The organism is Streptomyces sp. NPDC057253, from assembly GCF_042669125.1.
Lineage (GTDB): Bacteria > Actinomycetota > Actinomycetes > Streptomycetales > Streptomycetaceae > Streptomyces.
Window position 1 is genome coordinate 13,554 of the sequence record NZ_JBHUXV010000059.1, and the last position, 25,087, is coordinate 38,640.

General features: G+C 71.6%; 20 protein-coding genes. 8 read left to right on the forward strand and 12 right to left on the reverse strand.

The features are described 5' to 3' along the window. The first annotated feature begins 7 nt into the window (after positions 1–7). Complete coding sequence (locus ACFULQ_RS28325; RefSeq protein WP_383548974.1) at positions 8–904, forward strand: TauD/TfdA dioxygenase family protein; 897 nt, start codon at positions 8–10, stop codon at positions 902–904. A 112-nt stretch (positions 905–1,016) separates the two neighbouring features. Beyond that, entirely contained in the window at positions 1,017–2,369 is a 1,353-nt protein-coding gene (locus tag ACFULQ_RS28330; RefSeq protein WP_383548977.1) for an amino acid permease, read from the forward strand. Positions 2,370–2,487: 118 nt separating this feature from the next. Here the strand turns inward: ACFULQ_RS28330 and ACFULQ_RS28335 are convergent, their stop codons facing one another. The 3 genes from ACFULQ_RS28335 to ACFULQ_RS28345 form a co-directional block, all read right to left on the reverse strand. Then, positions 2,488–3,264, reverse strand: a complete 777-nt coding sequence (locus ACFULQ_RS28335; protein ID WP_383548980.1) for an SAM-dependent methyltransferase — start codon at positions 3,262–3,264, stop codon at positions 2,488–2,490. A gap of 12 nt (positions 3,265–3,276) precedes the next feature. Then, positions 3,277–3,900: a histidine phosphatase family protein gene (locus tag ACFULQ_RS28340; RefSeq protein ID WP_383548983.1), complete on the reverse strand. Its 624-nt coding sequence runs from the start codon at positions 3,898–3,900 to the stop codon at positions 3,277–3,279. Between the two features lie 65 nt (positions 3,901–3,965). Further along, positions 3,966–5,378, reverse strand: a complete 1,413-nt coding sequence (locus tag ACFULQ_RS28345) for an FGGY-family carbohydrate kinase (RefSeq protein ID WP_383548986.1) — start codon at positions 5,376–5,378, stop codon at positions 3,966–3,968. Positions 5,379–5,486: 108 nt separating this feature from the next. On the opposite strand from ACFULQ_RS28345, the gene ACFULQ_RS28350 reads away from it, so the two are divergent. Beyond that, positions 5,487–6,530 (forward strand): 2-hydroxyacid dehydrogenase, encoded by a 1,044-nt coding sequence (locus ACFULQ_RS28350; RefSeq protein WP_383548989.1) that lies wholly within the window; start codon positions 5,487–5,489, stop codon positions 6,528–6,530. Between the two features lie 21 nt (positions 6,531–6,551). Beyond that, on the forward strand, positions 6,552–7,979 hold the full coding sequence (locus ACFULQ_RS28355) for an FGGY family carbohydrate kinase (RefSeq protein WP_383548992.1): 1,428 nt from the start codon (positions 6,552–6,554) through the stop codon (positions 7,977–7,979). A gap of 267 nt (positions 7,980–8,246) precedes the next feature. Here ACFULQ_RS28355 and ACFULQ_RS28360 read toward each other — a convergent pair whose 3' ends face one another. Next, on the reverse strand, positions 8,247–8,909 hold the full coding sequence (locus tag ACFULQ_RS28360; RefSeq protein ID WP_383548994.1) for a DsbA family protein: 663 nt from the start codon (positions 8,907–8,909) through the stop codon (positions 8,247–8,249). Positions 8,910–9,046: 137 nt separating this feature from the next. Between ACFULQ_RS28360 and pepN the strand changes: the two genes are divergently transcribed. After that, positions 9,047–11,635 carry an aminopeptidase N gene (gene pepN, locus ACFULQ_RS28365; RefSeq protein ID WP_383548997.1) on the forward strand — a complete coding sequence of 863 codons (2,589 nt, stop codon included), beginning with the start codon at positions 9,047–9,049 and terminating at the stop codon, positions 11,633–11,635. Between the two features lie 206 nt (positions 11,636–11,841). After that, positions 11,842–12,900, forward strand: a complete 1,059-nt coding sequence (locus ACFULQ_RS28370) for a hypothetical protein (RefSeq protein WP_383549000.1) — start codon at positions 11,842–11,844, stop codon at positions 12,898–12,900. An 87-nt stretch (positions 12,901–12,987) separates the two neighbouring features. Here ACFULQ_RS28370 and ACFULQ_RS28375 read toward each other — a convergent pair whose 3' ends face one another. From ACFULQ_RS28375 to ACFULQ_RS28400, 6 genes are all read right to left on the reverse strand, one after another. After that, positions 12,988–14,172, reverse strand: coding sequence for a glycosyltransferase (locus ACFULQ_RS28375; protein ID WP_383549076.1), 1,185 nt, complete (start codon positions 14,170–14,172; stop codon positions 12,988–12,990). Positions 14,173–14,315: 143 nt separating this feature from the next. Next, complete coding sequence (locus tag ACFULQ_RS28380; protein WP_383549003.1) at positions 14,316–15,452, reverse strand: serine hydrolase domain-containing protein; 1,137 nt, start codon at positions 15,450–15,452, stop codon at positions 14,316–14,318. A gap of 99 nt (positions 15,453–15,551) precedes the next feature. Continuing rightward, positions 15,552–17,321 (reverse strand): TIGR03767 family metallophosphoesterase, encoded by a 1,770-nt coding sequence (locus ACFULQ_RS28385; protein ID WP_383549006.1) that lies wholly within the window; start codon positions 17,319–17,321, stop codon positions 15,552–15,554. Between the two features lie 232 nt (positions 17,322–17,553). Further along, positions 17,554–17,997, reverse strand: coding sequence for an NUDIX hydrolase (locus ACFULQ_RS28390; RefSeq protein ID WP_383549009.1), 444 nt, complete (start codon positions 17,995–17,997; stop codon positions 17,554–17,556). Positions 17,998–18,006: 9 nt separating this feature from the next. After that, positions 18,007–18,882 (reverse strand): pyridoxamine 5'-phosphate oxidase family protein, encoded by an 876-nt coding sequence (locus ACFULQ_RS28395; protein WP_383549012.1) that lies wholly within the window; start codon positions 18,880–18,882, stop codon positions 18,007–18,009. Between the two features lie 2 nt (positions 18,883–18,884). Beyond that, positions 18,885–19,328: a VOC family protein gene (locus ACFULQ_RS28400; RefSeq protein ID WP_383549015.1), complete on the reverse strand. Its 444-nt coding sequence runs from the start codon at positions 19,326–19,328 to the stop codon at positions 18,885–18,887. A gap of 109 nt (positions 19,329–19,437) precedes the next feature. Between ACFULQ_RS28400 and ACFULQ_RS28405 the strand changes: the two genes are divergently transcribed. After that, complete coding sequence (locus tag ACFULQ_RS28405) at positions 19,438–19,980, forward strand: CGNR zinc finger domain-containing protein (protein WP_383549018.1); 543 nt, start codon at positions 19,438–19,440, stop codon at positions 19,978–19,980. Between the two features lie 241 nt (positions 19,981–20,221). Further along, positions 20,222–23,515, forward strand: coding sequence for a S8 family serine peptidase (locus ACFULQ_RS28410; RefSeq protein WP_383549021.1), 3,294 nt, complete (start codon positions 20,222–20,224; stop codon positions 23,513–23,515). 78 nt (positions 23,516–23,593) lie between these two features. On the opposite strand, the gene ACFULQ_RS28415 is transcribed toward ACFULQ_RS28410, so the two are convergent. Both ACFULQ_RS28415 and ACFULQ_RS28420 read right to left on the reverse strand, forming a co-directional pair. Beyond that, positions 23,594–24,304, reverse strand: coding sequence for a hypothetical protein (locus ACFULQ_RS28415; RefSeq protein WP_383549024.1), 711 nt, complete (start codon positions 24,302–24,304; stop codon positions 23,594–23,596). Between the two features lies 1 nt (position 24,305). Further along, positions 24,306–24,830 carry a sigma-70 family RNA polymerase sigma factor gene (locus tag ACFULQ_RS28420; RefSeq protein WP_383549027.1) on the reverse strand — a complete coding sequence of 175 codons (525 nt, stop codon included), beginning with the start codon at positions 24,828–24,830 and terminating at the stop codon, positions 24,306–24,308. Positions 24,831–25,087 lie beyond the last annotated feature (257 nt).

The window sequence follows — 25,087 nt, forward strand, 5'->3', positions numbered from 1 at the left end:
ACCTCCCATGTCCGGTATCGAGATCCGCAAGGTCACCGCGCACATCGGCGCCCACGTCTCGGGTGTCGACCTCTCCAAGCCCCTCGACGAGGAGACGGCCACCGCGATTCGCGAGGCCCTCAACGCCCACAAGGCACTGGTCTTCAGCGACGTGAACCTCGACGACGCGGGCCAGCAGGCCTTCGCCCGGCACTTCGGGGAGCTCACCACCGCCCACCCGACCGTGCCCGCCGTGGACGGCGCCCCCAACGTCCTGCCCGTCGACAGCGAGGGCGGCCGGGCCGCCAACCACTGGCACACCGACGTCACGTTCGTCCTCAACCCGCCCCAGGCCAGCACCCTGCGCAGCCTGACGATCCCGCCGTACGGCGGCGAGACCCTGATCGCCAACTCGGCCGCCGCCTACCGGGATCTCCCGGAGCCCCTCAGGCGCCTCGCCGACGACCTGTGGGCCGAGCACACCAACGACTACGACTACGCCGTGCCGGAGGAGACCCTGGACGAGGAACAGGCCGCCCGCCGCGCCCAGTTCACCTCGATCACGTACCGCACCGCCCACCCGGTGGTCCGTGTGCACCCGCTGACCGGTGAACGCGGGCTGTTCATCGGCGGGTTCGCGCAGCGGATCGTGGGCCTGTCGACCGGCGAGTCCCGCAAGCTGCTCGACATCCTCCAGTCGTACGTGACCCGGCCGGAGAACCTGCTGCGCCACCGCTGGTCGGAGAACCAGCTCGTCCTCTTCGACAACCGCATCACCCAGCACTACGCCGTCGACAACTACGACGGTCTGCCGCGCCGACTGCACCGGGTGACCGTCGCCGGGGACATCCCGGTGAACATCGAGGGCAAGGAGAGCTACTCGATCCAGGGCGACGCCTCGTACTACACAGCCGTAGCGGCGTAGTCACAGCCGGTGCCGGACACGTCCGCATGATGGGCGGTCTCCCCTCTGACCAGGGGGGACCGCCCAGACTGTGGGCGTTTTTGCCGTCTCACGCACTGGACGAACCGCGCCCATGCCCAGCACCACGGCCACGACTCCACAAGGGTCCGCCGCCTCGCTCTCCCACGGCCTCAAGCAGCGCCATCTGTCGATGATCGCCCTCGGCGGGGTCATCGGCGCCGGACTGTTCGTCGGTTCCGGCGCGGGGATCGCCGCCGCCGGCCCGTCGATCGTCCTCGCCTACACGCTCTCCGGCCTCCTCGTGATGCTGGTCATGCGGATGCTCGGCGAGATGTCGGCCGCGTACCCGTCGTCGGGCTCCTTCTCCGCCCACGCCGAGCGGGCCATCGGCCCCTGGGCCGGGTTCACGGCCGGGTGGTCGTTCTGGGTGCTGCTCTGCACGGCCGTGGGCCTGGAGGGCATCGGCGCCGCGAAGATCGTGACCGGCTGGCTCCCCGGGACCCCGGAGTGGGCCTGGGTCGCCCTGTTCATGCTGGTCTTCTGTGCCACGAACCTGGCCGCGGTGAAGAACTTCGGCGAGTTCGAGTTCTGGTTCGCCGCCCTGAAGGTCGGTGCGATCGGCCTGTTCCTGGTCCTCGGGGTCCTGGCGATCGCCGGCGTCCTGCCCGGCACTCACTCCCCCGGCACCGCCAACCTCACCGGCCGGGGCGGCTTCTTCCCCGGCGGCGGCGAGGGCCTGGTCGTCGGCCTGCTCGCCTCGGTCTTCGCGTACGGCGGCCTGGAGACGGTCACCATCGCGGCCGCCGAGTCCGAGGACCCGGTGCGCGGAGTGGCGAGCGCGGTCCGTACCGCGATGTGGCGGATCGGGCTGTTCTACATCGGCTCGATGGCGGTCATCGTCACCCTGGTCCCGTGGGACTCGAAGGCCGTCGTGGAGAAGGGCCCGTACGTCGCCGCCCTCGACGAACTGGGCATCCCGGGGGCGGGGCAGCTGATGAACGTGGTGGTGCTGGTGGCCCTGCTCTCCGCGATGAACGCCAACGTCTACGGCTCCTCGCGCATCGCCTACTCGCTCGTCGCGCGCGGTCTGGGCCCGCAGGCGCTCGGCCGGGTGTCCAGCGGTGTCCCGCGGATCGCCGTGCTGGTCTCCTGCCTGTTCGGCTTCGGCTGTGTGCTGCTGAGCCACTGGCGGCCCGACGACGTCTTCCCCTGGCTCCTCAACATGATCGGCGCGGTCGTCCTCGTCGTCTGGACCCTGGTCGCCGTCTCCCACCTGCGCCTGCGCCGGTCCCGGAGCTTCCCCGTCCTCACCTGGGCCGCCCTGGCGGGCATGGCGGCGATCCTCGTGCTGATGGCCCGGGATCCGGACACCCGAGTGCAGTTGTACGCGACGGGCGCGATGACCCTGGTACTGGCGGGCGTCGGATACGCGCGACAGAGGGCACTTTCTGTTGCTAGCGTGTAGTTGCAATCTACTTGCAATAAGGCGCCCGGCCTCGTGATCGTCTTCTCACCCTTCACGACGGCGGGCGGAATGGCGGATGCCCCCGCGAGGACGTGACTCGCGGGGGCATCCGATTCCGTCAGGGCTTTCGCCCGACGCCTCCGTGCTGGCCGATCGGGGCCGGTGCCGTGTCGCCGTCCGGGCGCCACAGCGGGACCGACACCACACCGGGGTCGACGAGTTCCAGTCCCTCGAAGAACGCCTCGATCTGGTCGACCGGGCGCAGGAAGTAGGGAACCGCACCCGTCTCGTTGTAGGCGTCCTGCGCCTGTTCGTAGTCCGGGTCGGTGCCGCGCGAACCGTCGTTGACACAGAGGTAGCTGCCGGACGGCAGCCCCGCCAGCAGCCTGCGGACCAGGTCCCGGGCCAGGTCGTAGTCGGCGACATGGCCGAGGAGACCGCTGAGGATCAGGGCCGTGGGCCGGGTGAGGTCGAGAGTCCGGGAGGCCGCTTCGAGGATCTTCTCCGGCTCGTAGAGGGTCAGGTCCTCGTACGCCGTCTCGCCCTCCGGGGTGGAGGTGAGCAGGGCGCGGGCGTGGGCGAGGACCAGCGGGTCGTTGTCGACGTAGACGATCTTCGACTCGGGGGCGCTGCGCTGGGCGACCTCGTGGGTGTTGTCGACCGTGGGCAGTCCGGTCCCGACGTCCAGGAACTGGCGGACGCCCGCCTCCTCGACCAGGTACCGGATGCTGCGCCCGAGAAAGGCGCGGCTGCTGCGGGCGATGGTGACGATGCCGGGGAAGACGGCGGTGTAGGCGTCGCCCGCCGCCTCGTCGACCGGGTAGTTGTCCTTCCCGCCGAGCCAGTAGTTCCAGATCCGGGCCGAATGCGGCACCGAGGTGTCGATCTCCGTCATGGTCCTATCGTGCTACGACCGGTCCTGCTCGCACGGCACATTGAGCGAGAGAAGTGCGGCGGATCCGTCCTTGTCGAGCCGGAGTTCGGTGATCGCCGCGTTGCGCAACCGCGGGAACACTCTGCGGTACTCCCCGACCGGGATCGACAGCAGGGTGCACAGCACCAGCCGCAGCAGGGTGTTGTGGGCGACGACCAGGACCCGCTCGCCGGGATGGGCCGCGGCGATGCGGCGCAGGGCCGCGGTGCCGCGGGCGGCGGCTTCGCGGGGGTCCTCCGCGCCGGGGAACGGATACGTCACCGGGTCCGCCCGGAACGCCTCGGCCGCGTCAGGGACTTCGGCGGCGAACTCGTTGAGGGTACGGCCCTCCACCACCCCGAAGTCGCACTCTCTGAGGTCGGGTTCGCGGTGCGGTTCTCTGCCGAGGGCGCGGGCGGCCGGTTCCGCGGTGGCGATCGCCCGGGAGAGGGGCGACGTCCAGATCGCGTCGGGGCGGTGGGTGGTGGCCCATCTCCCGAGTGCCTGTGCCTGTTCGCGGCCCTCGTCGGTGAGGCCGATGTCGCTGACGCCGGCGTAGCGGTTCTCGGCGTGCCAGATCGTTTGGCCGTGGCGGGTCAGTAGGAGGGTGGTGCTCATGGCTTGGTCCCGTCGTCGTGTGCGGCGCCGTTGTGGCTGGTCGCGCAGTTCCCCGCGCCCCTAAGTCAGTTCAGTTGGCTGTGCGCATGCGCCGCGACCGGTGTTGGGAGCCAGCCTCGCTCGGTGAGTTCGTCGAGGAGGCGGGCGTACGGCTCGGCGAACAGGGCTGTGCGGCCCGGGCGTGGTTCCAGGTAGGTGCGGATGCGGACCATGCCCTCCGCCAGGTCCGGCAAGGGCTCCCCCGTGACGCCGTGGGCCGCCAACGCGGCCATTCCCAGGGCCGGTTCGGTCTGTTCCGGGATTCGGGCCGGGCGGCCCAGGATGTCGACGCGGAGTTGGTTCCAGTAGGCGCTGCGGGCGGCACCGCCGGTGAAGGTGAGCGGTCCGTCCAGCGGGGCGCCCAGGTGGTGGAGGTAGTCGAGGCAGAGCCGCTCGGCGAGGGCCACGCCCTGGAGCAGGCCGGCCCAGCGATCCGCGTCGTCGGCCGGGGTGCCGAGGGTGAGGGCGGTGGCGTCCGGGGCGCGGAAGGGGAACCGCTCCCCGCGTGACACCAGCGGGTAGGTGATCGCGCCGGAGGGCTCGAACGCGGCCGCCCGCTCGTCCATGGCCACGGGGTCCAGGTCCGCCGGGAGGGCGCCCGCGCCCACGCTCGACGCCCCGCCCGGCAGCCAGGTCCCGTCCGGCGCGCGGTGGTTGTAGACCACGCCGGTGGGGTCGCGGACCGGTTCCGGGGCGGCCCCCTTGAGGACGAGGGTGGTGCCGAGCACCGAGTTCCAGGAGCCGGGCCGCAGCGCGCCCGCCGCGATCTGGGCCGCGCAGCCGTCGGTCATCCCGGCGACGACCGGGGTCCCGGCGGGGATGCCGGTGGCCTCGGCGGCGGCCGGGCAGACCTCGCCGAGCCGGGTGCCGGGGCGGACCACCTCGGGGAGATCGAGGGCGAGGTCCGGCCAGGCGTCGCGCTCGAGGTCGTAGCCCGTCTTCAGGGCGTGGCTGGAGTCGGTGGGCACCGGTCGGCCGACCAGCCGGGCGGTGACGGTGTCGGGCTGATGGGTGACCCTGCCCTTGCCGTGGGCGGCGACGAGCCACAGCGCCTTCGGCAGCGCCCAGGTGTCCTGGACCGCGAGGCCCGCCGCACGCAGCGCGGCCGCCTCGGTCGCCGCGCGGGCGTCGTCGTACATGAGCGCGGGGCTCGTCGGCCGGCCCTGCGGGTCCGTCAGCAGGACCGTGCCGGACGTCCCGCAGACCGCGAGCCCTCCGACGTGTACGCCCGATTGGGTGAGGAGTGCGGAACGGGTCGCCGTGCGGACCGCCTCCCACCACTCCCCCGGGTCCTGCTCGTGCCGCCCGCCCTCGCGCCGGCCGCCGAGCGGGGCGGAGCCCCGGCCCAGCACGGTTCCGGCGGCCGTGACCAGCAGCGCGCGCACGCTCTGTGTGCCGAGGTCGATCCCCAGCCACGCCGTCTCGTTCTCGTCGGTCATCCCAGCCATCTCCGCCCTGCCGGCACCTCCCACCCGCACGGGGTCTATGCGTACCCCGGACGCGCGGCTCAACATCGTGACAGTGAAGCGACGATCCGGAGGTCGACGATGACCCTGAGGACCGATCCCGTCCGTGTCGTGGCGGCCGGCGACCACTTCGTACTGCCGCGGCTGATCGCCGGGGCGGTCGAGGCCGAGCTGGGCGACCTCGCCGTGCGGACCACGGAGTTGACGCTCGGCTGGCCCCTCGAACCCTTCGGGCCCGTCTCCGAGGTGACGGAGGCGAGCGACGCCGAGGACGAGCTGATCGAGGCGCTGGACGGCGCGGAGGTCCTCGTCACCCAGATGGGCCCCGTCACCGAGCGCGTGCTGAACGCCGCCGACCGGCTGAAGCTGGTCGTGGTGTGCCGGGGCGGGCCGGTCAACGTGAACCTCGACGCGGCCAAGGCCCATGACGTACGGGTGTGCTTCGCGCCCGGGCGCAACGCCGCCGCCACCGCCGAGTTCACCGTCGGCATGCTGCTCGCCGCCCTGCGCCGCATCCCGCAGGCCCACGATCTCCTCGCCGCGCAGGGCAGTTGGGAGAGCGGTGCCGCCTACTACACGTACGAGCGCAGCGGCCTGGAGCTGGAGGACCTGCCCGTCGGGCTCGTCGGCTACGGCGCCGTCGGCAGCCGGGTCGCGCGCGTGCTGTGCGCCTTCGGCGCGCAGGTCATGGTGTACGACCCCTATGTGCGCGGCGAGATCCACGGCCTGCGGGTGAACTCCCTGGACCACCTCCTCGCCCGCTCCCGGGCCATCACCCTGCACGCCCGGCTCACCGCCGAGACCCGCGGTCTGATCGGCGCGCGCGAGCTGGGGCTGCTGCCCGAGGGGTCGGTCGTGGTGAACGTGGCCCGCGGCCCGCTGATCGACGAGAGCGCCCTGTGCGACGCCCTGGAGGCCGGCCGGGTGTCGGCGGCCGCCCTCGACACCTACGAGCTCGAACCGCTGCCCGCGGACTCCCGGCTGCACGCCCTGGCCGACCGGGTCGTCCTGACCCCGCACCTCGGCGGGGCGAGCCGGGCGGTGGCGGAGAAGGCGGCGAGGATCGCGGCGGAGGAGGTGGGCCGCTGGGCGCGCGGGGAGCGGTTGGCGCACTGCCTGACCTGACGGCCGTAGAAGGGAATCCGTATGTACGTCGGTATCGATGTGGGCACGTCCGTCGTCAAGGCCGCCGCCTTCGACGGTGCGGGTCGCCAACTGGCCGTCGAGTCGCGCCCGGTGGAGCTCTCCCTGCACGGCGGCTTCGTCGAGCAGGACATGACCGAGGTCTACGACGCCGTCGTCGACGTCCTCGGCAAGCTGACCGCGCGGGTGCCGGAGCCGGTGGAGCTGGCCGGGCTGACCGGGCAGGGCGACGGCGTCTGGCTGGTCGACGAGGAGGGGCGGCCGGTGCGGTCCGCGGTGTCCTGGATGGACGGGCGGGCGCACGAACTGCTCGACCAGTGGCTCGCGGACGGCACCTTCGAGACGGTGTTCCGGCGGACCGGCGGTGCGATGTTCCCGGGCTCACCGGGACCGCTGCTGGCCTGGCTGGACCGGTACGACCCGAAGTCCCTGGACGCCGCCGCGGCCGCCGTGTACTGCAAGGACATGGTCTTCCAGCGGCTGACGGGCGCCGCGCGGGCCTCGACGGATGTGTCGGACGCGTCGATGCCGTTCATGGACCCGCGGACCCGGACGTACGACAACCGGGTCGTGGAGCTGCTGGGGCTGACCCGTCGGCGGGGACTGCTGCCGCCCATCGGCGACCCTCTCGCCACCGGCCACGCGCTCGGCGAGGGGCTGTCGGCCGGGACGCGGATCTCCAACGGGCCGTACGATCTGCCGGCCTGTGCGCTGGGGGCGGGGGTCACCGAGCCGGGGGACGGTCTCCTCATCGTGGGGACCTGTCTCGCCGCGCTGGTCGCGACGACCGAGCTCGACCTGAGCGGTGAGCCCGCCGGGCTGTACATCTCCACCGACCGGCACGGGCATCGGCTGCGGGCCATGCCGGCGATGGTCGGTACCGCCGCGCTGGACTGGGTGCTGTCGACGACGGGGGTGACGCATGCGGAGGTGGACGGGTTGCTGGCGTCCACTCCTCCGGGGGCGCGCGGGGTGCGGGTGCTGCCGTACTTCGCTCCCTCCGGGGAGCGGGCTCCGTTTGTCGAGCCTCATCTGCGGGCCGAGCTGAGCGGGGTCTCGCTGGAGACGACGCCTGCGGATCTGATCCGGGCGACCTGTGAGGGGATCGGGTATGCGGCTCGGCACTGTCTGGAGGCGGCCGGGCTGACGGGGTCGTTGGCGGTGTGCGGTGGCGGGACCCGTAGTTCCGCGTGGATGCAGTTGCTGGCGGATGTGCTCGGGCGGCCGCTTCGGGTCGTCGAGGGGGAGGTGGGGGCTCGGGGGGCCGTGTTGGCTGCGGCGGAGCGGTTCGGGGTTTCGCTTGATGCCGGGGTGTGGACCGAGCCTACGGCCGTTGTTGAGCCGGATCCTGGGCGGTCCGCGTACTACTCCAAGGGGTTCCAGGAGCATTTGGGACGGTTGGATGTGGCTCGGGAGGCGGCCGGACGTTAGCTGCGGGTTTCGTCGTGGCTTGTCGCGCAGTTCCCCGCGCCCCTGGGTGGGCTGGAGTGCACGGTGTTCATGCGGTGCTCGAATTGTGGTGGGTCGCTTCAGGAGTTCCGGGCGCTCACCGACGAGGAGCAGAAGTTCGTCCGGGAGCACAAGCCCAAGCACACTCGCCTGGGCTCGTACTACCGGTGTGCCCGTGAAGGGTGTCTTCGGTATCAGCGGCTCGGGAATCAGAACGACGGGGGTTCCTTCCCCGAGCCGGAGAAGTGACTACAGGTTGCTGAAGTCCGGGCCCTTGGTGCGGGTGCGCTTGATCTCGTAGAAGCCCGGGACCGAGGCGACCGCCACGGTGCCGTCCCAGAGGCGGGCCGCCTCCTCGCCCTTGGGGGCCGGGGTGACGACCGGGCCGAAGAAGGCGATCTGCTCGCCGTCGGCGCCGGGGACCGCGATGACCGGGGTGCCGACGTCCTGGCCGACCTTGTCGATGCCCTCCTTGTGGGAGGCGCGCAGCTCGGCGTCGAACTCGAAGTCCTTCTGGTCGAAGTACTCGATCAGGTCGGCGGGCAGGCCGACTTCGGCGAGGGCGCCCTCGACGGCCTCACGGGTCGGGCCCTGGCCCTCGTTGTGGATCCGGGTGCCGAGCGCGGTGTAGAGCGGGCCGAGGATGTCGGAGCCGTGCTTCTGCCAGGCGGCGGTGACCACCCGGATCGGCTGCCAGGCCTTGGTCTCCAGGAGCTCGCGGTACTCCTCGGGCAGTTCGTCGATCTTCGGCTCGTTGAGCACGGCCAGGCTCATGATGTGCCAGTGCACCTCGATGTTCCGGACCTTCTCGACCTCCAGGACCCAGCGGGAGGTCATCCAGGCCCAGGGGCACAGCGGGTCGAACCAGAAGTCGACGGGGGTCTTGCCGGAGGCGTTCGCGGTCTCGGACATGGGTCTCCTAGAAAAGTGTTCGTTTCCACCGCCAACACCGTCGCTCGCCCACCCCATTCCCGGCTGACCGATGTCAGGGGCACATGGCAGGATCGGGCCTGTCCGCATGCTGAGCACCATCCGAGGGAGCATCGCCCGTGCCCGGTGAGAATCTGTCCCGTGACGAGGCCCGGGAGCGGGCCGCCCTGCTGTCCGTCGACGGGTACGACGTGTCCCTCGACCTGCGCTCGGCGGTCGGCGACCAGGCCGGGGACGGCCCGCGCACCTTCCGGTCCGTGACCACGATCCGCTTCCGGTGCAACGAGCCGGGGGCCACCAGCTTCGCGGACCTGATCGCGCCGAGCGTGACCGCCGTCTCGCTGAACGGCCGGGACCTCGACCCGGGCGAGGTCTTCGACGGCTCGCGGATCGCCCTGGAGGACCTGGCCGCGGACAACGAACTGGTCGTCGACGCCCAGTGCGCCTACTCCCGCACCGGCGAGGGCATGCACCGCTTCGTCGACCCCGAGGACGGCGAGGTCTACCTCTACACGCAGTACGAGCCGGCCGACTCCCGCCGGGTCTTCGCCAACTTCGAGCAGCCGGACCTGAAGGCGCCGTACCGCTTCGAGGTGCGGGCCCCCGAGGGCTGGACGGTGTGGAGCAACGGCGCCGGGACCCTGACGGACGGCGTCTGGCGGTTCGCGGAGACCAAGCCGATCTCGACGTACATCACCTGTGTCGTGGCGGGCCCCTACCACTACGTGACGGATTCCTACTCCCGGGTGCTGGAGGACGGCTCGACCCTGGAGATCCCCCTCGGCGCCCTCTGCCGCAAGGGGCTCGCCCCCTACTTCGACTCCGACGACGTGTTCCTCGTCACCAAGCAGGGGCTGGACTTCTTCCACGAGCACTTCGACTACCCGTACCCCTTCGGGAAGTACGACCAGGCGTTCGTGCCGGAGTACAACCTCGGCGCGATGGAGAACCCGGGTCTGGTGACCTTCCGCGAGGAGTTCATCTTCCGGGGCAAGGTCACGAAGGCGTCCTACGAGGGCCGGGCCAACGTCATCCTGCACGAGATGGCTCACATGTGGTTCGGCGACCTGGTCACCATGGTGTGGTGGGACGACCTGTGGCTGAAGGAGTCCTTCGCGGACTTCATGGGCACCTTCGCCAATGTCGGCGCGACCCGCTTCAAGGACGCCTGGATCACCTTCGCCAACCGCCGCAAGGCCTGGGCCTACCGCGCCGACCAGCTGCCGTCCACGCACCCGATCACCGCGGACATCCGCGATCTCCAGGACGCCAAGCTCAACTTCGACGGCATCACCTACGCCAAGGGCGCCTCGGTCCTCAAGCAGCTCGTGGCGTACGTCGGCCAGGACGCGTTCCTGGAGGGGGCCCGGCGCTACTTCAAGCGGCACGCGTACGGCAACACGCGCCTCGGTGACCTGCTGTCGGTCCTGGAGGAGACCAGCGGCCGCGACATGGGCGCGTGGGCGCGGTCCTGGCTCCAGACGGCCGGGGTCAACTCGCTGACCCCGCAGGTGCTGCTGTCCAGGGAAGGGCTCGTGGACGAACTCGCGGTCGTGCAGGAGGCCGCCGAGTCGCACCCCGAGCTGCGGCCGCACCGGGTCGCGGTGGGGCTGTACCGCCGTACGCCCGAGGGGGCCCTGGAGCGGTACGCGCGCGCCGAGGTGGACGTCGACGGGCCGCGCACGGTCGTGGTGGAGCTGGCCGGTGCCGAGGCGCCGGAGCTCGTGCTGGTCAACGACGACGACCTGACGTACTGCAAGACCCGCTTCGACGCGGGCTCCCTGGAGACCCTGAAGTCCGGGCTCGGCTCGGTGTCCGATCCGCTGGCCCGGGCCCTGTGCTGGTCCGCGCTGTGGAACATGACGCGGGACGCGCTGCTGCCGGCCCGGGACTTCGTGGAGCTGGTGACGCGGTTCGCGGGGCGCGAGTCGGACATCGGTGTGCTCCAGATGCTGCACGCCTGGGCCGATTCGGCGGTCACGTTCTACGCGGCCCCCGACTGGCGTCCGCACGGGGCGGCGCTGCTCGCCGAGTGCGCCGAGCGCGAGCTGCTGGAGCGGGCCGAGCCGGGCAGCGAGCACCAGCTGGCGTGGGCGCGGTTCTTCGCCCGCACGGCCGAGGACGCGGGCGGCTTCGACATGCTGCGGGGGCTGCTGGACGGCACCACGACCGTGCCGGGTCTGGAGGTCGACCAGGAGCTGCGGTGGGCGTTCCTGGAGCCGCTGGTCGTGCACGGGCTCGCCGGTGAGAAGGAACTGGAGGCGGAGCTGGCCCGTGACGACACCGCGTCCGGCAAGCGCCACCAGGTGCGGTGCCTGGCCGCGCGGCCGTCGGCGGCGGTGAAGGCGCAGGGCTGGGCGCAGGTCGTGGAGTCGGACGCGCTGTCCAACGCGCTGGCCGAGGCCACGATCGCGGGCTGGGGTCAGCCGGTCCAGCGGGAGCTGCTCGCCCCCTACACGGAGAAGTACTTCGCGGCGCTCACCCGGATCTGGGGGGACCGTTCCATCCAGATCGCGATGAACATCGTCTCGGGGCTGTTCCCCTCGCTCCAGGACTCGGAGGCCACGCTGGACGCGGCCGACGCGTGGCTCGCGGCGCACGAGGACGCGGCGCCGGCGCTGCGGAGGCTGGTGCTGGAAGGGCGGGACGATCTGGCGCGGACGCTGCGGGGTCAGGCGTGCGACGCGCAGGCCGTCAATCAGGGCTGACCTCTGGCCCAAGCTTGAGCGTCGGGTAGCCGTTACGAAATTCGTGTCATAGCGGCCGTAACCCCTGGTCCCACCCGAATGGACCAGGGGTTTTCGCTGCCTACTCGGCATCCGAACACCCGTCCTTTAGTGCTGTCTTGTCCGTATTTGTCGACGAGCGTGTAACAGCGGTTAGCGGGCCGATCAGGTGCGGGAATCTCCGCTGCATGAACCACAACACCCCGGTCCCCCCGCTCTCCCCCCGCCCCCTGCGCCACCTCGCCGAGGTGCACCGCCGTGTCATGACGGCCGGCCGCCTCCGTACGCAGGGCGTCTCGGCCGCCGAAGCCAACGAGCAGTGCCGGCCCGGCGGCCCCTGGCAGCAGCTCCTCCCGGGCGTCTTCCTGCTCCACCCGGGCCCGCCGACCAGCGAGGAGCGGCTGCACGCGGTGCTGATGTACGCGGCACGGGAGCGCGGCGCCGGGGTGCCCGCCCAGCCGGGCGCCGAGGACCCGCACCGGCCGGTGTACGCCGAGGCGATGATCACGGGCCTGGCGGCGCTGACCCTGCACGGTTTCAGCTCGACCCCGCCGCTGCTCTCCCTGGACCGGATCGATGTGCTGGTGCCCCGGATGCGCCGGCTGCGCTCGGCGGGCGGCGCGCGGATCGTGCGCACCTCGGCCCTGCCGGCCGCCGAGCAGGTCACCGGCGTCCCGGTCGCGCCGGTCCCGCGCGCCCTCGCGGACGCGGTCACCGAGCTGACGGACGCGGGCGCGGTACGCCGGCTGCTGACCGAGGCGGTGCGCGGCGGCCACTGCGAACCGGCCGCCGTGGTCAAGGAGTTGAACAACGCCAAGCTGCTGGGCCGCCCGCACGTGGTGGACGCGGTGGACTCCCTGCTCGCCGAGGGCCGCGCCATCGCGGAGGACCGCCTGTACCGCATGGTCCAGGAGTACGGCCTGCCCGACCCGGTCTGGAACGTCGACCTCCGGCTCCCGGGCGGGCCGCACCTGGGCGGCCTGGACGCGTACTGGCCCGAGCAGGCGGTGGCGCTGGAACTCGACACCCGGGCACCCCGCCAGGGCGACCGGCAGGACGACGACGCCCTGTGGTCCGAGTACGCGCGCAAGCGCGAGCACCTGGAGCGGCTCGGCATCACGGTCGTGCACATCACCCCGCGCAAGCTCCGCGACGCGATGGAACAGCAGGCCACGGTCGTCCGTACGGCCCTGATGGCCTCCGGCGACCGGGATCCCGCGGCCTATGTCGTGGTCCTGCCCCGGTAGTGACGGACCGGGGAGGGATCAGGAGGGGAGAGGAGGGGCCCACCGGGACTGGGGAACCGGGGCCCCTCCTCGTCGTGCGCCCCGGGTCTAGAACGGCTCCGGCAGTGCCGGGCGGATGGCGCTCGCGGCGGCGCGGTCCAGCAGGGCCGCGTACGACGCGATCATTCTCGTACGGCTGAAGCGTTCCCGGCTCGCCGCGAGGGCCGGGGCGAGGTCGGCGCGCGAGGCCACCGCCCGCGACCAGGCCGCCGCGATCTCCTCGGGGTCGGGGGCGGTGATCAGACCGAGGCCCGCGACGATCGCGGCGCTGTCGCCGACGTCCGTCGCCACCGGGATCGCGCCGCACATCATGCCCTCGATGAGGCACAGCGGGGCCGCCTCGCCCCACGCGGAGGTGAGGGCGACGACATCGGAGGCGGCGTACAGCATCTCCATGTCCCGGCGGACGCCGAGCGGCCGCAGCCCCCGCTCCGCGAGTCCCTCGGCTCCCGCGAACGCCGTCGCGATGTCGGCGGCGAGGCCGGGGTTCTCCGCCGTCATGCCCGCCCCGCACAGCAGCACCTGTCCGTCCGGGACGCGGGCGAGCCAGGCGCGGGCGGAGGCGAGCAGCAGGGGGACGTTCTTCATGCCGTCGTAGCGGGCGGCGAAGACGACCACGGGGGTCGCGGGGCCGATGCCGAGCTCCGCGCGCAGGACGCGGCGGCGGGCCGCGTCGGGGCGGAAGCGGGACAGGTCGACGCCGTTGGGGATCACGTGGAGCAGGTCGGCGGGGACGCCGGCGGCCTGGTAGGCGGCGCGCGTCGACTCGGCGCAGCAGACGCAGGCCACGACCTTGCCGTCGGCGATGGCGGCCTTCAGCTCGTCGAGGGCGGTGCCCTGGTTCTCCGGGTCGGAGCGGTGCAGACAGACCACGACCGGGCGGCGCGGCAGGCCCGCCTGGTTGAGCAGCGCGAGCGGCTGCTCCTTGAGGGAGAGGACGACGTCCGCGCCGGCCGCCGCCCGGGCCGTTTCGGCCAGCTCCGGGCCGGTGAAGTCGGCCGAAACGCCGGTGCCGCGGTAGGTGCGGCCGAGGGAGGTGACCCCCACGCCGGCCGCGGTCAGCGCCCGGTAGCAGGTGTCGTCCGTCATCCGCTGCCGGGTCGCCTCCCGGTGCACCTCGCCGTGCAGGCTCAGCACCTGGTGGTGCTGGCCGCCCTCGGCGAGGCCCAGCACGATGTCGCTGTGGACGATCCGGGCCCCACCGGAGAAGAACCCCTCGTAGACCGACAGCACTCGCAGTTCGTGTCCCGTACGCACACGACCACCCGCCTTGGACAAAAATCGAGCCATCCCCGTCAAGTGCGGGCTAGCCGATATGAGGCGGTACAGACGTTACGTCCGGATGAACTGCGTGCTTCGGGCCGGGGTCGGGGCGCCTACCTGCCGCAGAACTCCGCCTCGATCACCGCGTCGGTGTCCCCCGACCAGTCGCCGTTGAAGTTGAAGGCGAGGGAGTGCCGGCCGTCGGCCGTGGTCACGGCCACGGAGTTGGAGCCGTGGATGCCGCCGTCGTGGCCCCACACATGGACCCCGCAGCCGAGCTCGCGGTCGATGAGCCCGAGGCCGTAGCCGGCGTTCGGGATCCCCTCGACGGTCACCGTGGTCTTCATCTCCTTCAGCTGCTTCGGCGGCAGCAGCCTGCCCTTCAGCAGGGCCGAGTAGAAGCGGTCGAGGTCGGCCGAGTCGGAGATCATCTCGCCCGCCGAGGAGGCCAGCGAGGGGTTCAGCCCGGTGACGTCGTACGTCGGTCCGGTCGCCGTCTCGGCGAGCTTGGAGTAGGCCCGGCTGCTGGGCCGCGGGACGGTGACACGGGTGCCGGGGACCGAGGTGGCGGTGAGGTGGAGGGGCTCGATGACCCGGTCCCGGATCTCCTCGCCGTACGACCGCCCGGTGACCTTCTGGATCACCATGCCGGCCAGCACGTAGTTGGTGTTGGAGTAGTTCCAGGAGGTGCCCGGGGCGAAGTCCGGCCGGTGGGCCATGGCGACGGCGACGAGCTGCGCGGGCGTCTTCGTGTCGTACCGGTGCCGGAAGAAGCCGTCCTTGAGGAAGTACGTCCGCCCGAACGTGTCGTCGGCGGTGTAGTTGAAGATCCCGCTGGTGTGGTTGAGGAGCTGCCGGAGCGTGATCCTGCTGCCGTCGTGGCCGTGGCCGTGGACCACCCCGGGCAGCCACTTCTCCACCGTGTCGTCGAGCGACAGCCGTCCCTCCGCCTCCAGTTGGAGCACGACGGTGGAGACGAAGGTCTTGGTGATGGAGCCGACGCGGTAGCGGTCGTCCGCCGAACGCGGGGCGTGCGTGCGGAGGTTGCCCACCCCGGCGGTGGTCGACCAGGTGCTCCGGCCGTCCTTCGCGGTGAGCGTCACCCCGGGCACGCCGTCCCGCACCGCGGCGCGGACGGCCTGCAGGGTGGCCCCGTGGGTGTCGGTCCCGGCCGCCATCGCGGGGGCGGCCAGGGCGGTCGTGAGCGCCACGGCACTCGCCCCGACCACCACAGTCGTACGTACGGTCATGTCTTCCCCCTGTTCCGGCACGCTCGGCGAGCGTGATCGGCGGGAGAGACTCCGGCCGCGGAGGGAAGGTTGAGGTGGATCAAGAGGGTTGGGTGGCTTTCAGCCCTTCTTCAGCACCAGCTCGGTGTTCCGGTCCACGGAGCCGCCGCCCAGCTTGTCGCTCGAACCCGGGGCGTTGTAGGCGAGTTCGCGGTAGAGGGCGGCGAGGCCGGTCTGGGAGAGGTCGGCGAAGTCGGTGCGGTGGGGGGCCGCGGACTCGACCAGGGTGGTGAAGACCGAGAGGGTGCCGTCCTTGTTGTCCACCAGCTCGATGATCCGGGCCAGGTGCGGGAAGTCGATGTGGGAGGCGGTGGAGATCTCCCAGAAGGAGCGGCCGTCGGGAGCCGCGTGGGCCTTGATCACATTGCGGTGGATGTGACCGTTGACCCAGGCGAGGACGTTGCTGTGGCTCGCGAGGAGGGCCACGACGTCCGCGCCGCCGTAGCGCCGCTCCCCCGGGTGGGCCGGGTCCCGGCGCAGGTTGTCCATCGAGTCGCTGGTGTGGTGGCTGAAGACGACGACGAAGGAGTCCTTGTTCTCCCGCAGCGTCCGGTCCAGCCAGCGCAGTTGCTTGGCGCCGATGGACCCCTGGTAGTGGCCGCCCGGGTCGGTGGTGTCGAGGCTGACGCCCACCACGTCGTCGGCGATGCGGAAGCTGTAGTACTGGGTGCCGGCGTCGAGGTTGGCGGTGGAGTAGCCGTGGCCGACCGGGCCCACGCCGCGGTACGCGGGGTCGAGGTGGGCCCTGAGGTAGTCGCGGGCGGTGTAGGGGGCGCGCCGCTCGTCGGGGGTGACCGAGCGCATGCTCCGGGTGTGCGCCTTGAGCAGGTCGCGGAAGTGGTGGCCTTGGGGGTCGGAGGCCTTCCTGATCATGTCCTGGAGCTTCTTCGCCTCGGCGGCGGGCAGCGACATGAGCTTCTTGCCGCCGACGGCGTACTCGGCGAGCCAGGAGTCGCCGTGGCCGAAGCAGCCGAGGGGCAGGCTGTCGTGGTTGCCGACCGTGGAGTACCAGGGGATGTTCAGGCCGGGGCTGTTGACCTCGCGGATGGCGGCGGCGAGATAGCCGCGCAGGTGCGGGAAGCCGACCTGCTTGTCCTGGTCGCGAGTGGTGGAGTCGGGCTGCCAGTACTGCTTGAGGCCGCTGTTCTGGACGCCCTCGTAGTGGCGCGGGTCCCCGGAGTTGGGGGTGATCCGGCCGCCGCTCATGACGGTGAGGAACCAGTCCAGCTCGGTGTGGGAGTTGTTGTCGGTGTTGTCGCCGGTCGTCATGGCGAACTGGAGCGGGGCGCCGGTGACGGGTCCGCCGCGCAGCGCGTTGATCCGCTCGACGAGGGAGATCGCGCCGGGCACGGTGAGCGCCTCCTGGGGCCGCCAGGCGTGCACGTCGGTCGAGCGCAGGTACTCCAGGCGTGCCGGGTGCTGGCTGTCCATCAGGTGCAGGTCGGTGAACTGCACGAAGGCGGCCAGCGAGGTGCGGCGCCCGGCCCGCCCGGGCTTCGGGGCGGCGAGCTCGGAGCGCACCTTGCGGCTCCAGCCGGGGCCGTCGCCGAGGCGCCGGTAGCCGGAGGAGGTGCGGGGGGCGGCGATGGAGGCGACGGTGGTGCCGCGGGTGTACGGGGCGAGGGGCACCTCGACCGGGGCGGCCGCGGCCCGGTGGACGGTCTGGGCCACCGGCGCCTCGGCGGCACCGGTGGTCGTCGCGGCCTGGCTGTCGGTGGGCCGCAGGGCGTAGCCGACGCCGACGGAGGCGGCGGCCGCGCCCGCGGCGGCGAGGACGGTACGGCGGTGGACCGCCGGCGTGGTGCTGGCGACAGAGCGTATGCGCGACATGGCGCGATCTCCCCGAGTGCGAACTGCGTCGGCAGTGGTCGCGGGTGATCACGTTCGCGAACAACCCGCTCGCTCTGGATGCTTGGCACCGGGGATGACCTGCGCGTGAACGAGACGGCAACGCGCAACGCCGATCACCGTACGTGGATCTTGGGCCACCCCGCGCGTTCGGGAGCGCTCGTCGAACGGCCGGGGAGTGGTCACGCCGTGTTCATCTGGCGGGGTACGACACCTAGTCCGCGGGCCGTCCGGTCACCGGCCGCTCGCGCCACAGCCGCAGGCCGAAGTCGACCAGGGGCACGCGTTTCAACGCGGGTACCGCGTCCAGGTCGTGCCATGCGGCCATGTCCGTGGAGCCGCCGACCTCGTAGCGCAGTTCGCCCGCGGTGACCCTGGCCTCGTAGACGAGTCCGACGCCGTGGTGGTCGACGGAGCGGCCGCGACGGCGCAGAGTGATCCGGTGCGACCTGACGCCGAGGAGGCCGGTGACCTCGATGCGGTACCCGGTCTCCTCCGCCACCTCCCGCAGCACGGTGTCACAGGGGTCCTCGCCGTGCTCCATACCGCCGCCCGGCAGCGTCCACTCCGGCAGGCCGTCGTTGAGCCACCGGGCGAGCAGGACCTGTCCGTCGCGGACGCACATGGCGTAGGCCGCCACCCTCAACTTCTTGCGCATACGGGCAAGTTAGCCCGCCGGGTCCGGATTGGCCGGTGAGTATTCGGGGGCGGACCAGCGCAGCGGGAGCGCCGAGGGGGTCTCGATCGCCTCCCGTACGGTGAAGCGGACCCTGCGTTCGGGACCGAACTCGGTGTGCGCCTCGCCCGTCAGCTGAAGTGCCGTGCCCGTCGTCCAGTCGAGGAGCAGCAGTCCGGCGCGGGGGTCGGCGGCGAGGTTCCCGAGGCTCAGGAACATGGAGTTGCCGGGGTAGTCGCGCCAGCTGAGCTCGCTCGGTGCATCGACGCGCAGGAAGCCGGGGTTGCCGCCCCGGTGGCTGGCATCGGCCCCGCCCGCGTGCACGGAGGCCAGGAAGAAGGTGTCGGCCGCGGCGACGAACTCGGCCTGCGCCCCGGTGAGTTCGGTGGAGCGCAGGGGCTCGCCCGGTCGGCGGTCCGCCACGATCTCGTACGACTCCCTTCTCTGGAGGTACTTCGGGCAGTTGGCGAACACCTGGTCCGCCTCGATCGCGAACCCCCGTGCGGTGGGCGCCAGTCGGCCGTTGAGGCGCATGCGGCGACGGGTGCGGGGGTCGAGGGCGATGGTGCCGACGGGGGTGCCGGGCGTGGCGAGCGTGGTCGCGAGGGGGTCGGACGGCAGCGGTCCGCCCGTGACCGACATGCGGTGCGGGCCCGTCGCCCGGACGAAGCCCGGCGCGCCCGCGAGCGGCGAGGCCCAGACCCGGCCCGCCGCGGCGGCACCGACGACCAGCAGCGGCTGCTGCGCCAGGAAGGCCGCCGCGACCTCCCTGATGCCCTGGCCGACCGAGCGGCCCACGTGATCCGCCATCTCGCGTACCCCGACCCGGTCCTGCACGGCCCGCGAGCCCGCGTGATAGACCCCCATGACTAGAAGAACCCGCAGGTCGGAGCCGTACCGGAAGGTGCTGGTGCCCCTTCGGTGCCGCTCGGCACGGAGATCTCCAGGCGGGTGCCGTCGGGGTCGTGGAAGAAGATGCCGCCCGACCCGGCGCCCTCGCGGTGGGCGACCACGCCGTCGTGGGCGAAGTCCGCCCCGTAGGTCCGCAGGGCCTCCTCGTACTCCCTGACCCGTTCGATCGAGTCCGCCTCGAAGGCGAGGTGGTGCAGGCCCGCGCGGTCGGGGGCGTACGGCTGCTCGGCCTGCTGCCAGAGGGTGAGGGCGAGGCGCTCGCCGTCGCCGAGGAAGGCGTACCGGCGCTCCTCCTCCTTGCCCTCCCCGAGCAGCTGGAAGCCGAGGACGTCCCGGTAGAAGGCGAGCGAACGGTCGAGGTCGGTGACGTTCAGGCCGATGTGGCCGGTGCGCAAGGTCACGGCTGTCCCCTTCAGCTTGATTAACCCTTGAGAGCGACTTTAAAGGTTAGAAGCGGCGCGCGCAACCAGTCACGTACTCTTGACCGGTTAGTACGGAAGGGAGCCCCCCATGCCCGCCCCCCGCGATCCCCGCCCGCTCACCGGCGAACCGCTCGCGCTGGACCTGCTCAACACGCGGTGGATGAGCGACGGAAGCCTCCAGGACCTGCTCGCCGACGTCGGCGGTCTCGCGGTGTGGCTGGACTCGGCCGGGCTGGGCGGCGAGTACGCCCCCGACAGCCGGACGCTGCGGAACGTCCGGCAGTCCCGCGAGGCCCTGCGGGCGGTGGTGGACGGGTCGCCCGAGGAGGGGGCCCCGCTGATCGACGCCGTGCTCGCACACGGCCGGATCCGCCTCTCGATGACACCCCAAGGGCCCGTGGAGGTCCCCGAGTTGAGCACCCCCGCCTGGGGCCCCGGCTGGCTCGCCGCCCGCAACTACCTGGAGCTGCTCACCACCGCGCCCGACCGGATCCGCTCCTGCGCCCACGAGTCGTGCGTGCTGCACTTCTTCGACACGTCGAGGAACGGCACCCGGCGCTGGTGCTCGATGGCGACCTGCGGCAACCGCGCGAAGGCGTCCCGGCACTACGCGCGCACCAAGGACGTGTGAAAAGGCTTCCCAAAGGGCTCATGAGGCGAATTGACCGCTTCCTCACACACCTTCACCGATGTCCCAAAGGGCATCGCGGGTTTTCCCCATACACCCATATCGATTCGGTCAACTCTCCCTAAACATCCTTCCCATGCGTAAAGCTGGGCGCTCATCCGGGGTCGTATTCCGGATCACCGTGGCCAGGACCGATCGGTCCCGGTCGCACGCCTGCTCGTTCCTTTACTCACAAGGGATGCCGATGACCCTCACCCCCCAGAGCACCCGGATATCGGGCGCGAGACGTGTGGCGCGCATAGCCGCGGCCGCCGGACTGGTTGCCGCGCTCTCCGCGGCGGGGCCGATACCCATGGCCTTCTCCGCCGACGCGGGCACCACTCCCGCGGCGTCGGACCCGGGCCTGAAGTCCGCCGACGAGAAGCTCGGTTCGGACGACGCCGACGCGCTCGCCGAGGCCAAGGCCGCCGGCGACAAGAGCATCACGCTGATGGTCGCCACCGCCCCCGGCAAGACCGAGCAGGTCGCCGCGCAGCTGGACGCGGTCAAGGGCGGCCTGGTGGGCCAGACCTACGACAAGCTCGGTTACGTCCGGGCCACCGTCCCCACCGCGAAGGCGGACTCGGCCATCGCCGCCGCCGCGAAGCTGTCCTCCGTGCACGGCATCGACGTCAAGCAGGACATCCCGCTGGACGACCCGACGCCGAGCGCCGACACCGCCAAGGGCGCCGCGCACAAGGCCGCGAAGACCTACCCGGCGCCGAGCGCGAAGACGCCCGCCGAGAACCCGTACAACCCCTCCTTCGAGACGGGCGCCGTCGACTTCGTCGAGGACCACCCGAAGGCGGACGGCCGCGGGGTCACCATCGGCATCCTGGACTCGGGTGTGGACCTCGGCCACCCGGCGCTCCAGAAGACCACCACCGGTGAGCGCAAGATCGTCGACTGGGTGACCGCGACCGACCCGGTCTCCGACGGCGACGCCACCTGGCGGCGGATGAACAACCCCGTCAGCGGCCCGACCTTCACCATCGCGGGCGCCACCTGGAAGGCCCCGGCGGGCTCCTACCAGTTCAACCTGTTCCGCGAGTCGGCCACCGCCGGCGGTGACGCCAAGGGCGACGCCAACCGCGACGGCGACACCACCGACGTCTGGGGCGTCCTCTACGACGCGGCCGCCGGAACCGTCCGGGTCGACCTGAACAACAACAACGACTTCTCCGACGACACGCCGCTGAAGCCGTACAAGGACGGGTTCCAGGTCGGTTACTTCGGCACCGACAACCCGGCGACCGACGTCGTCGAGCGTCAGCCGTTCGTCGTCGAGATCCGCAAGGACGTCGTCTTCGACGCCGCGGGCAGCAAGGCCGACTACGTCAACATCGGCGTCATCGAGTCCGAGCACGGCACCCACGTGGCCGGCATCACCGCCGCCAACGGCCTGTTCGGCGGCAAGATGAACGGCGCTGCCCCGGGCGCGAAGCTCGTCTCCTCGCGTGCCTGCACCTGGACCGGCGGCTGCACCAACGTGGCGCTGACCGAGGGCATGATCGACCTCGTCGTCAACCGCGGGGTCGACATCGTCAACATGTCGATCGGCGGCCTCCCGGCGCTGAACGACGGCAACAACGCGCGCGCCGAGCTCTACACGCGCCTCATCGACACCTACGGCGTCCAGCTGGTGATCTCCGCGGGCAACTCCGGCCCCGGCGCGAACACCATCGGCGACCCGGGTCTGGCCGACAAGGTCATCTCCGTCGGCGCGACCATCTCCAAGGAGACCTGGGCCGCCAACTACGGCTCGGTCGTGGAGAAGAAGTACGCCATGATGCCGTTCTCCTCGCGCGGTCCGCGTGAGGACGGCGGCTTCACGCCGACCCTCTCCGCCCCGGGCGCGGCCATCAACACCACCCAGACCTGGCTGCCGGGCTCCCCGGTCGCCGAGTCGGGCTACACGCTGCCGGCCGGCTACTCGATGCTCCAGGGCACCTCGATGGCCTCCCCGCAGGCCGCGGGCGCGTCCGCGCTGCTGATCTCGGCCGCCAAGCAGAAGCACATCGCGCTGACGCCGGCCACCCTGCGCACCGCCCTGACCTCGACCGCCAACCACATCAAGGGTGTGCAGGCGTACGAGGAGGGCGCGGGCCTCATCAACATCGTGGACGCCTGGGACGCCATCAAGGACGGCGCCACCGCCCACGACTACACGGTCAAGGCCCCGGTCGACACCGCGATCGACCAGCTGCTGAAGACCCCGGGCTACGGCACCGGTCTCTACGACCGCGAGGGCGGTCTGAAGGCCGGCCAGAAGAAGACGTACGACATCACCATCACCCGTACGTCCGGTGCGGACAAGGCGCTCCGCCACGAGGTGTACTTCGAGAACAACGCCGGTGACACCTTCCGGATCCTCGGCAAGGACGACATCCGGCTCCCGCTGAACCAGCCGGTGACCGTCAAGGTCCAGGCCCAGCCGAAGTCCGCGGGCCTCAAGAGCGCGATCCTGGTCGTCGACGACCCGAAGACCGAGGGCGTCGACCAGCAGATCCTCAGCACGGTCGTGGTCTCCTCGCCGCTGAAGTACACGTACTCCGCGTCGAACCCCGTGCAGCGCAACAGCACGCAGTCGTACTTCGTGACCGTCCCCGAGGGCGCCACCTCCCTGGAGGTCGCGATCGGCGGGCTGAAGGACAAGAGCCAGACCCGGTTCATCGCGATCCACCCCTACGGTGTCCCGGTCGACGTCACCAGCACCCCGAACTGCTACAACAACTACCTCGACGGCAACGGCTGCAAGCCGGACGCCCGTTCCTACGCCGACCCGCAGGCCGGTGTCTGGGAGATCGAGGTCGAGTCGCGCCGCACCTCGCCGCTGCTCGACAACCCGTACAAGCTCGACGTCGCCGTCTACGGCGCGGCCTTCGACCCGGAGACCGTGACCGTCCCCGAGGCCAAGGTCGGCACCCCGGCCACCGCCTCCTGGAAGGTGACCAACAAGCTCGCCGCGATCGACGGCAAGCTGGCCGGCGGCCCGCTCGGCTCGTCCAAGACGGCCCGCCCGACCATCGCCGAGGGCGCCACCCAGACCACCACGGTCGAGGTGCCCGCGGGCGCCAAGTCGCTGGACGTCGTGATCGGCAACGTCTCCGACGTCTCCGCCGACCTGGACCTCACGGTCTACAACGCGGCCGGCGCCGTGGTCGGCCAGTCCGCCGACGGTGACTCCGAGGAGGCCGTCTCGGTCGCCTCGCCCGCCGCCGGTACGTACACCATCGAGGTCGCGGGCTACGCGGTCCCGGCCGGCACCACGGCGTACGACTACCAGGACGTGTTCTTCTCCAGCGCCCTGGGCACCGTCACCGTCGCCGACACCCCGGTCAAGCTCGCCACGGGTGCCTCGACGACCGTCTCCGGCAGCGTCACCGCCCTGGCGCCCGCTCCGGAGGGCCGTGAGTTCTTCGGCCAGGTCAGCCTCGTCAACGCGCGCGGCACGGTCGCGGGCAGCGGCAACGTGAAGATCGAGAAGGTCACGCCGTAACACTTCTCCGTACGGCGATCTAAGGGGCGGGCGTCCGTGAGGGCGCCCGCCCTTCTCGTGTCCGGTTCAGCGCCCGCTTCAGCAGGGCAGCGTGCGGGACTCGGGCAGCGAGGCGGTGATCCAGGCCCGCTCCCGGGCGATCTGGTCCTCACCGACGACCCAGTGATCGGGACTCGGTGAGCCCTCGGTGACACCGAACAGGACGTGGGTGCCCCGGGTGAGGGGTTCGGGCACGTCGTACTCGCCGATCACGTAGGTGAGGTTCCCGGCGCCCCGGTCCGGCTTCCAGTAGCGGGTGACATGGACGGTGACCTGTAGTTCTCCGGTGGCCCCGAACTTCTTCACCGCCGTGACCTCGCCCTCGGCGACCGTGGTCGCACAGGCCAGGTAGGCCGGGCCGCCGAAGCGGACGCCGGCTTCCGCCTTCGAGGCCCCCGAGTCGGCCGAGCTGATGCTGTCCGCGCCTCCGCCGGGTCCCATGAGCCAGCCGAGCCCCGTGACGACACCGGCGACGGCGGCCGCCGCGAGGGTGCCGAAGGCCAGGGCGCGGGCGCGGCGGCGGGCCGGGGAGGGCCGTAGCCGGGCCGGAACGGGTGTGGGGGCGGGCGGCGCCGCCGTCAGGGTCTCGCCCAGGATCCCGAGCTGGTCCCGCAGCAGCCCGATGTCGGTCTCGGCCGCCCGGTACTCGGCGAGGAACGCGGCGTCCGCGCGGGCCTCGTCGGTCAGTTCCTCGCCGGTGATCGCGGCCATGAGCGCGTCGCCGTCGTACGTCTCGTTCTCGGCGCTCATGTCACACCACCTCGTCCTCGTGCAGGCGGGCGCGCAGGGCCCGGACCGCCGTGTGCAGGCGGCTCTTGACCGTGCCCTCCGGGACGCCCAGCTCCTGGGCGATGGAGCGCACCGGCAGATCGGCGAAGAACCGCAGCACGAGGACCTGGCGCTGCTGGTCGGGCAGCTCGTCCAGGCCCTGCGCGACGGAGAGGGAGAGCACGCTGGTGTCCTCCCCCGAGGGGTGCTCGTGCTGCCTGAGGGAGGCCAGCCGCTCCCCCAGCCGCTCCTGGCGCTTCTTGGCCCGGTGCCAGTCCATGGCGAGGTTGGAGGCGACCACGGCGGCCCACGCGGACACGTCCCGCGGCGCCTCGTACCCCTTGGCCGCCCGCTCCAGCAGCCGCAGGCGGACCTGCTGCACCCCGTCCGGCAGGTCCGCCTGCGGCACCCCGCCCAGGGCGAGCACCGCTCGCACCCGGCGTTCCTGCGCCGCGTCCAGCGGGTCGTCCCCCTGGGTCCGGCGGGCGATTCTGCGCAGCACCGACACCCCTCCCCTCGCCGCGTTTCTCCTACGACGCCGGTGGGGCGGGAAACGTTCGGCGGGGCCGGGGGGAAATTTTCCGAGGTGTACGTCACACCGGGCGCGCGGCGCCGCACGGCTTGCGGCGCGGGGCCGAGGGCAGGCGAATTTCTCCAGTTCAGCGGGGGTGCGACACGAGTTCCGCAACGGGTGGCGGACCGTGGGCGTCCCAGTCCTCGAGCATGGAGCACAAAGAATTGGACAGGCTGACCCGGGTCGGCCGC

What these genes read in the sequence shown, in the direction of transcription:
- ACFULQ_RS28325 (WP_383548974.1), top strand. Translation starts at nt 8, where the DNA reads ATGTCCGGTATCGAGATCCGCAAGGTCACCGCGCACATCGGCGCCCAC.
- ACFULQ_RS28330 (WP_383548977.1), top strand. Translation starts at nt 1,017, where the DNA reads ATGCCCAGCACCACGGCCACGACTCCACAAGGGTCCGCCGCCTCGCTC.
- ACFULQ_RS28335 (WP_383548980.1), bottom strand. Translation starts at nt 3,264, where the DNA reads ATGACGGAGATCGACACCTCGGTGCCGCATTCGGCCCGGATCTGGAAC.
- ACFULQ_RS28340 (WP_383548983.1), bottom strand. Translation starts at nt 3,900, where the DNA reads ATGAGCACCACCCTCCTACTGACCCGCCACGGCCAAACGATCTGGCAC.
- ACFULQ_RS28345 (WP_383548986.1), bottom strand. Translation starts at nt 5,378, where the DNA reads ATGACCGACGAGAACGAGACGGCGTGGCTGGGGATCGACCTCGGCACA.
- ACFULQ_RS28350 (WP_383548989.1), top strand. Translation starts at nt 5,487, where the DNA reads ATGACCCTGAGGACCGATCCCGTCCGTGTCGTGGCGGCCGGCGACCAC.
- ACFULQ_RS28355 (WP_383548992.1), top strand. Translation starts at nt 6,552, where the DNA reads ATGTACGTCGGTATCGATGTGGGCACGTCCGTCGTCAAGGCCGCCGCC.
- ACFULQ_RS28360 (WP_383548994.1), bottom strand. Translation starts at nt 8,909, where the DNA reads ATGTCCGAGACCGCGAACGCCTCCGGCAAGACCCCCGTCGACTTCTGG.
- ACFULQ_RS28370 (WP_383549000.1), top strand. Translation starts at nt 11,842, where the DNA reads ATGAACCACAACACCCCGGTCCCCCCGCTCTCCCCCCGCCCCCTGCGC.
- ACFULQ_RS28380 (WP_383549003.1), bottom strand. Translation starts at nt 15,452, where the DNA reads ATGACCGTACGTACGACTGTGGTGGTCGGGGCGAGTGCCGTGGCGCTC.
- ACFULQ_RS28385 (WP_383549006.1), bottom strand. Translation starts at nt 17,321, where the DNA reads ATGTCGCGCATACGCTCTGTCGCCAGCACCACGCCGGCGGTCCACCGC.
- ACFULQ_RS28390 (WP_383549009.1), bottom strand. Translation starts at nt 17,997, where the DNA reads ATGCGCAAGAAGTTGAGGGTGGCGGCCTACGCCATGTGCGTCCGCGAC.
- ACFULQ_RS28395 (WP_383549012.1), bottom strand. Translation starts at nt 18,882, where the DNA reads ATGGGGGTCTATCACGCGGGCTCGCGGGCCGTGCAGGACCGGGTCGGG.
- ACFULQ_RS28405 (WP_383549018.1), top strand. Translation starts at nt 19,438, where the DNA reads ATGCCCGCCCCCCGCGATCCCCGCCCGCTCACCGGCGAACCGCTCGCG.
- ACFULQ_RS28410 (WP_383549021.1), top strand. Translation starts at nt 20,222, where the DNA reads ATGACCCTCACCCCCCAGAGCACCCGGATATCGGGCGCGAGACGTGTG.
- ACFULQ_RS28415 (WP_383549024.1), bottom strand. Translation starts at nt 24,304, where the DNA reads ATGAGCGCCGAGAACGAGACGTACGACGGCGACGCGCTCATGGCCGCG.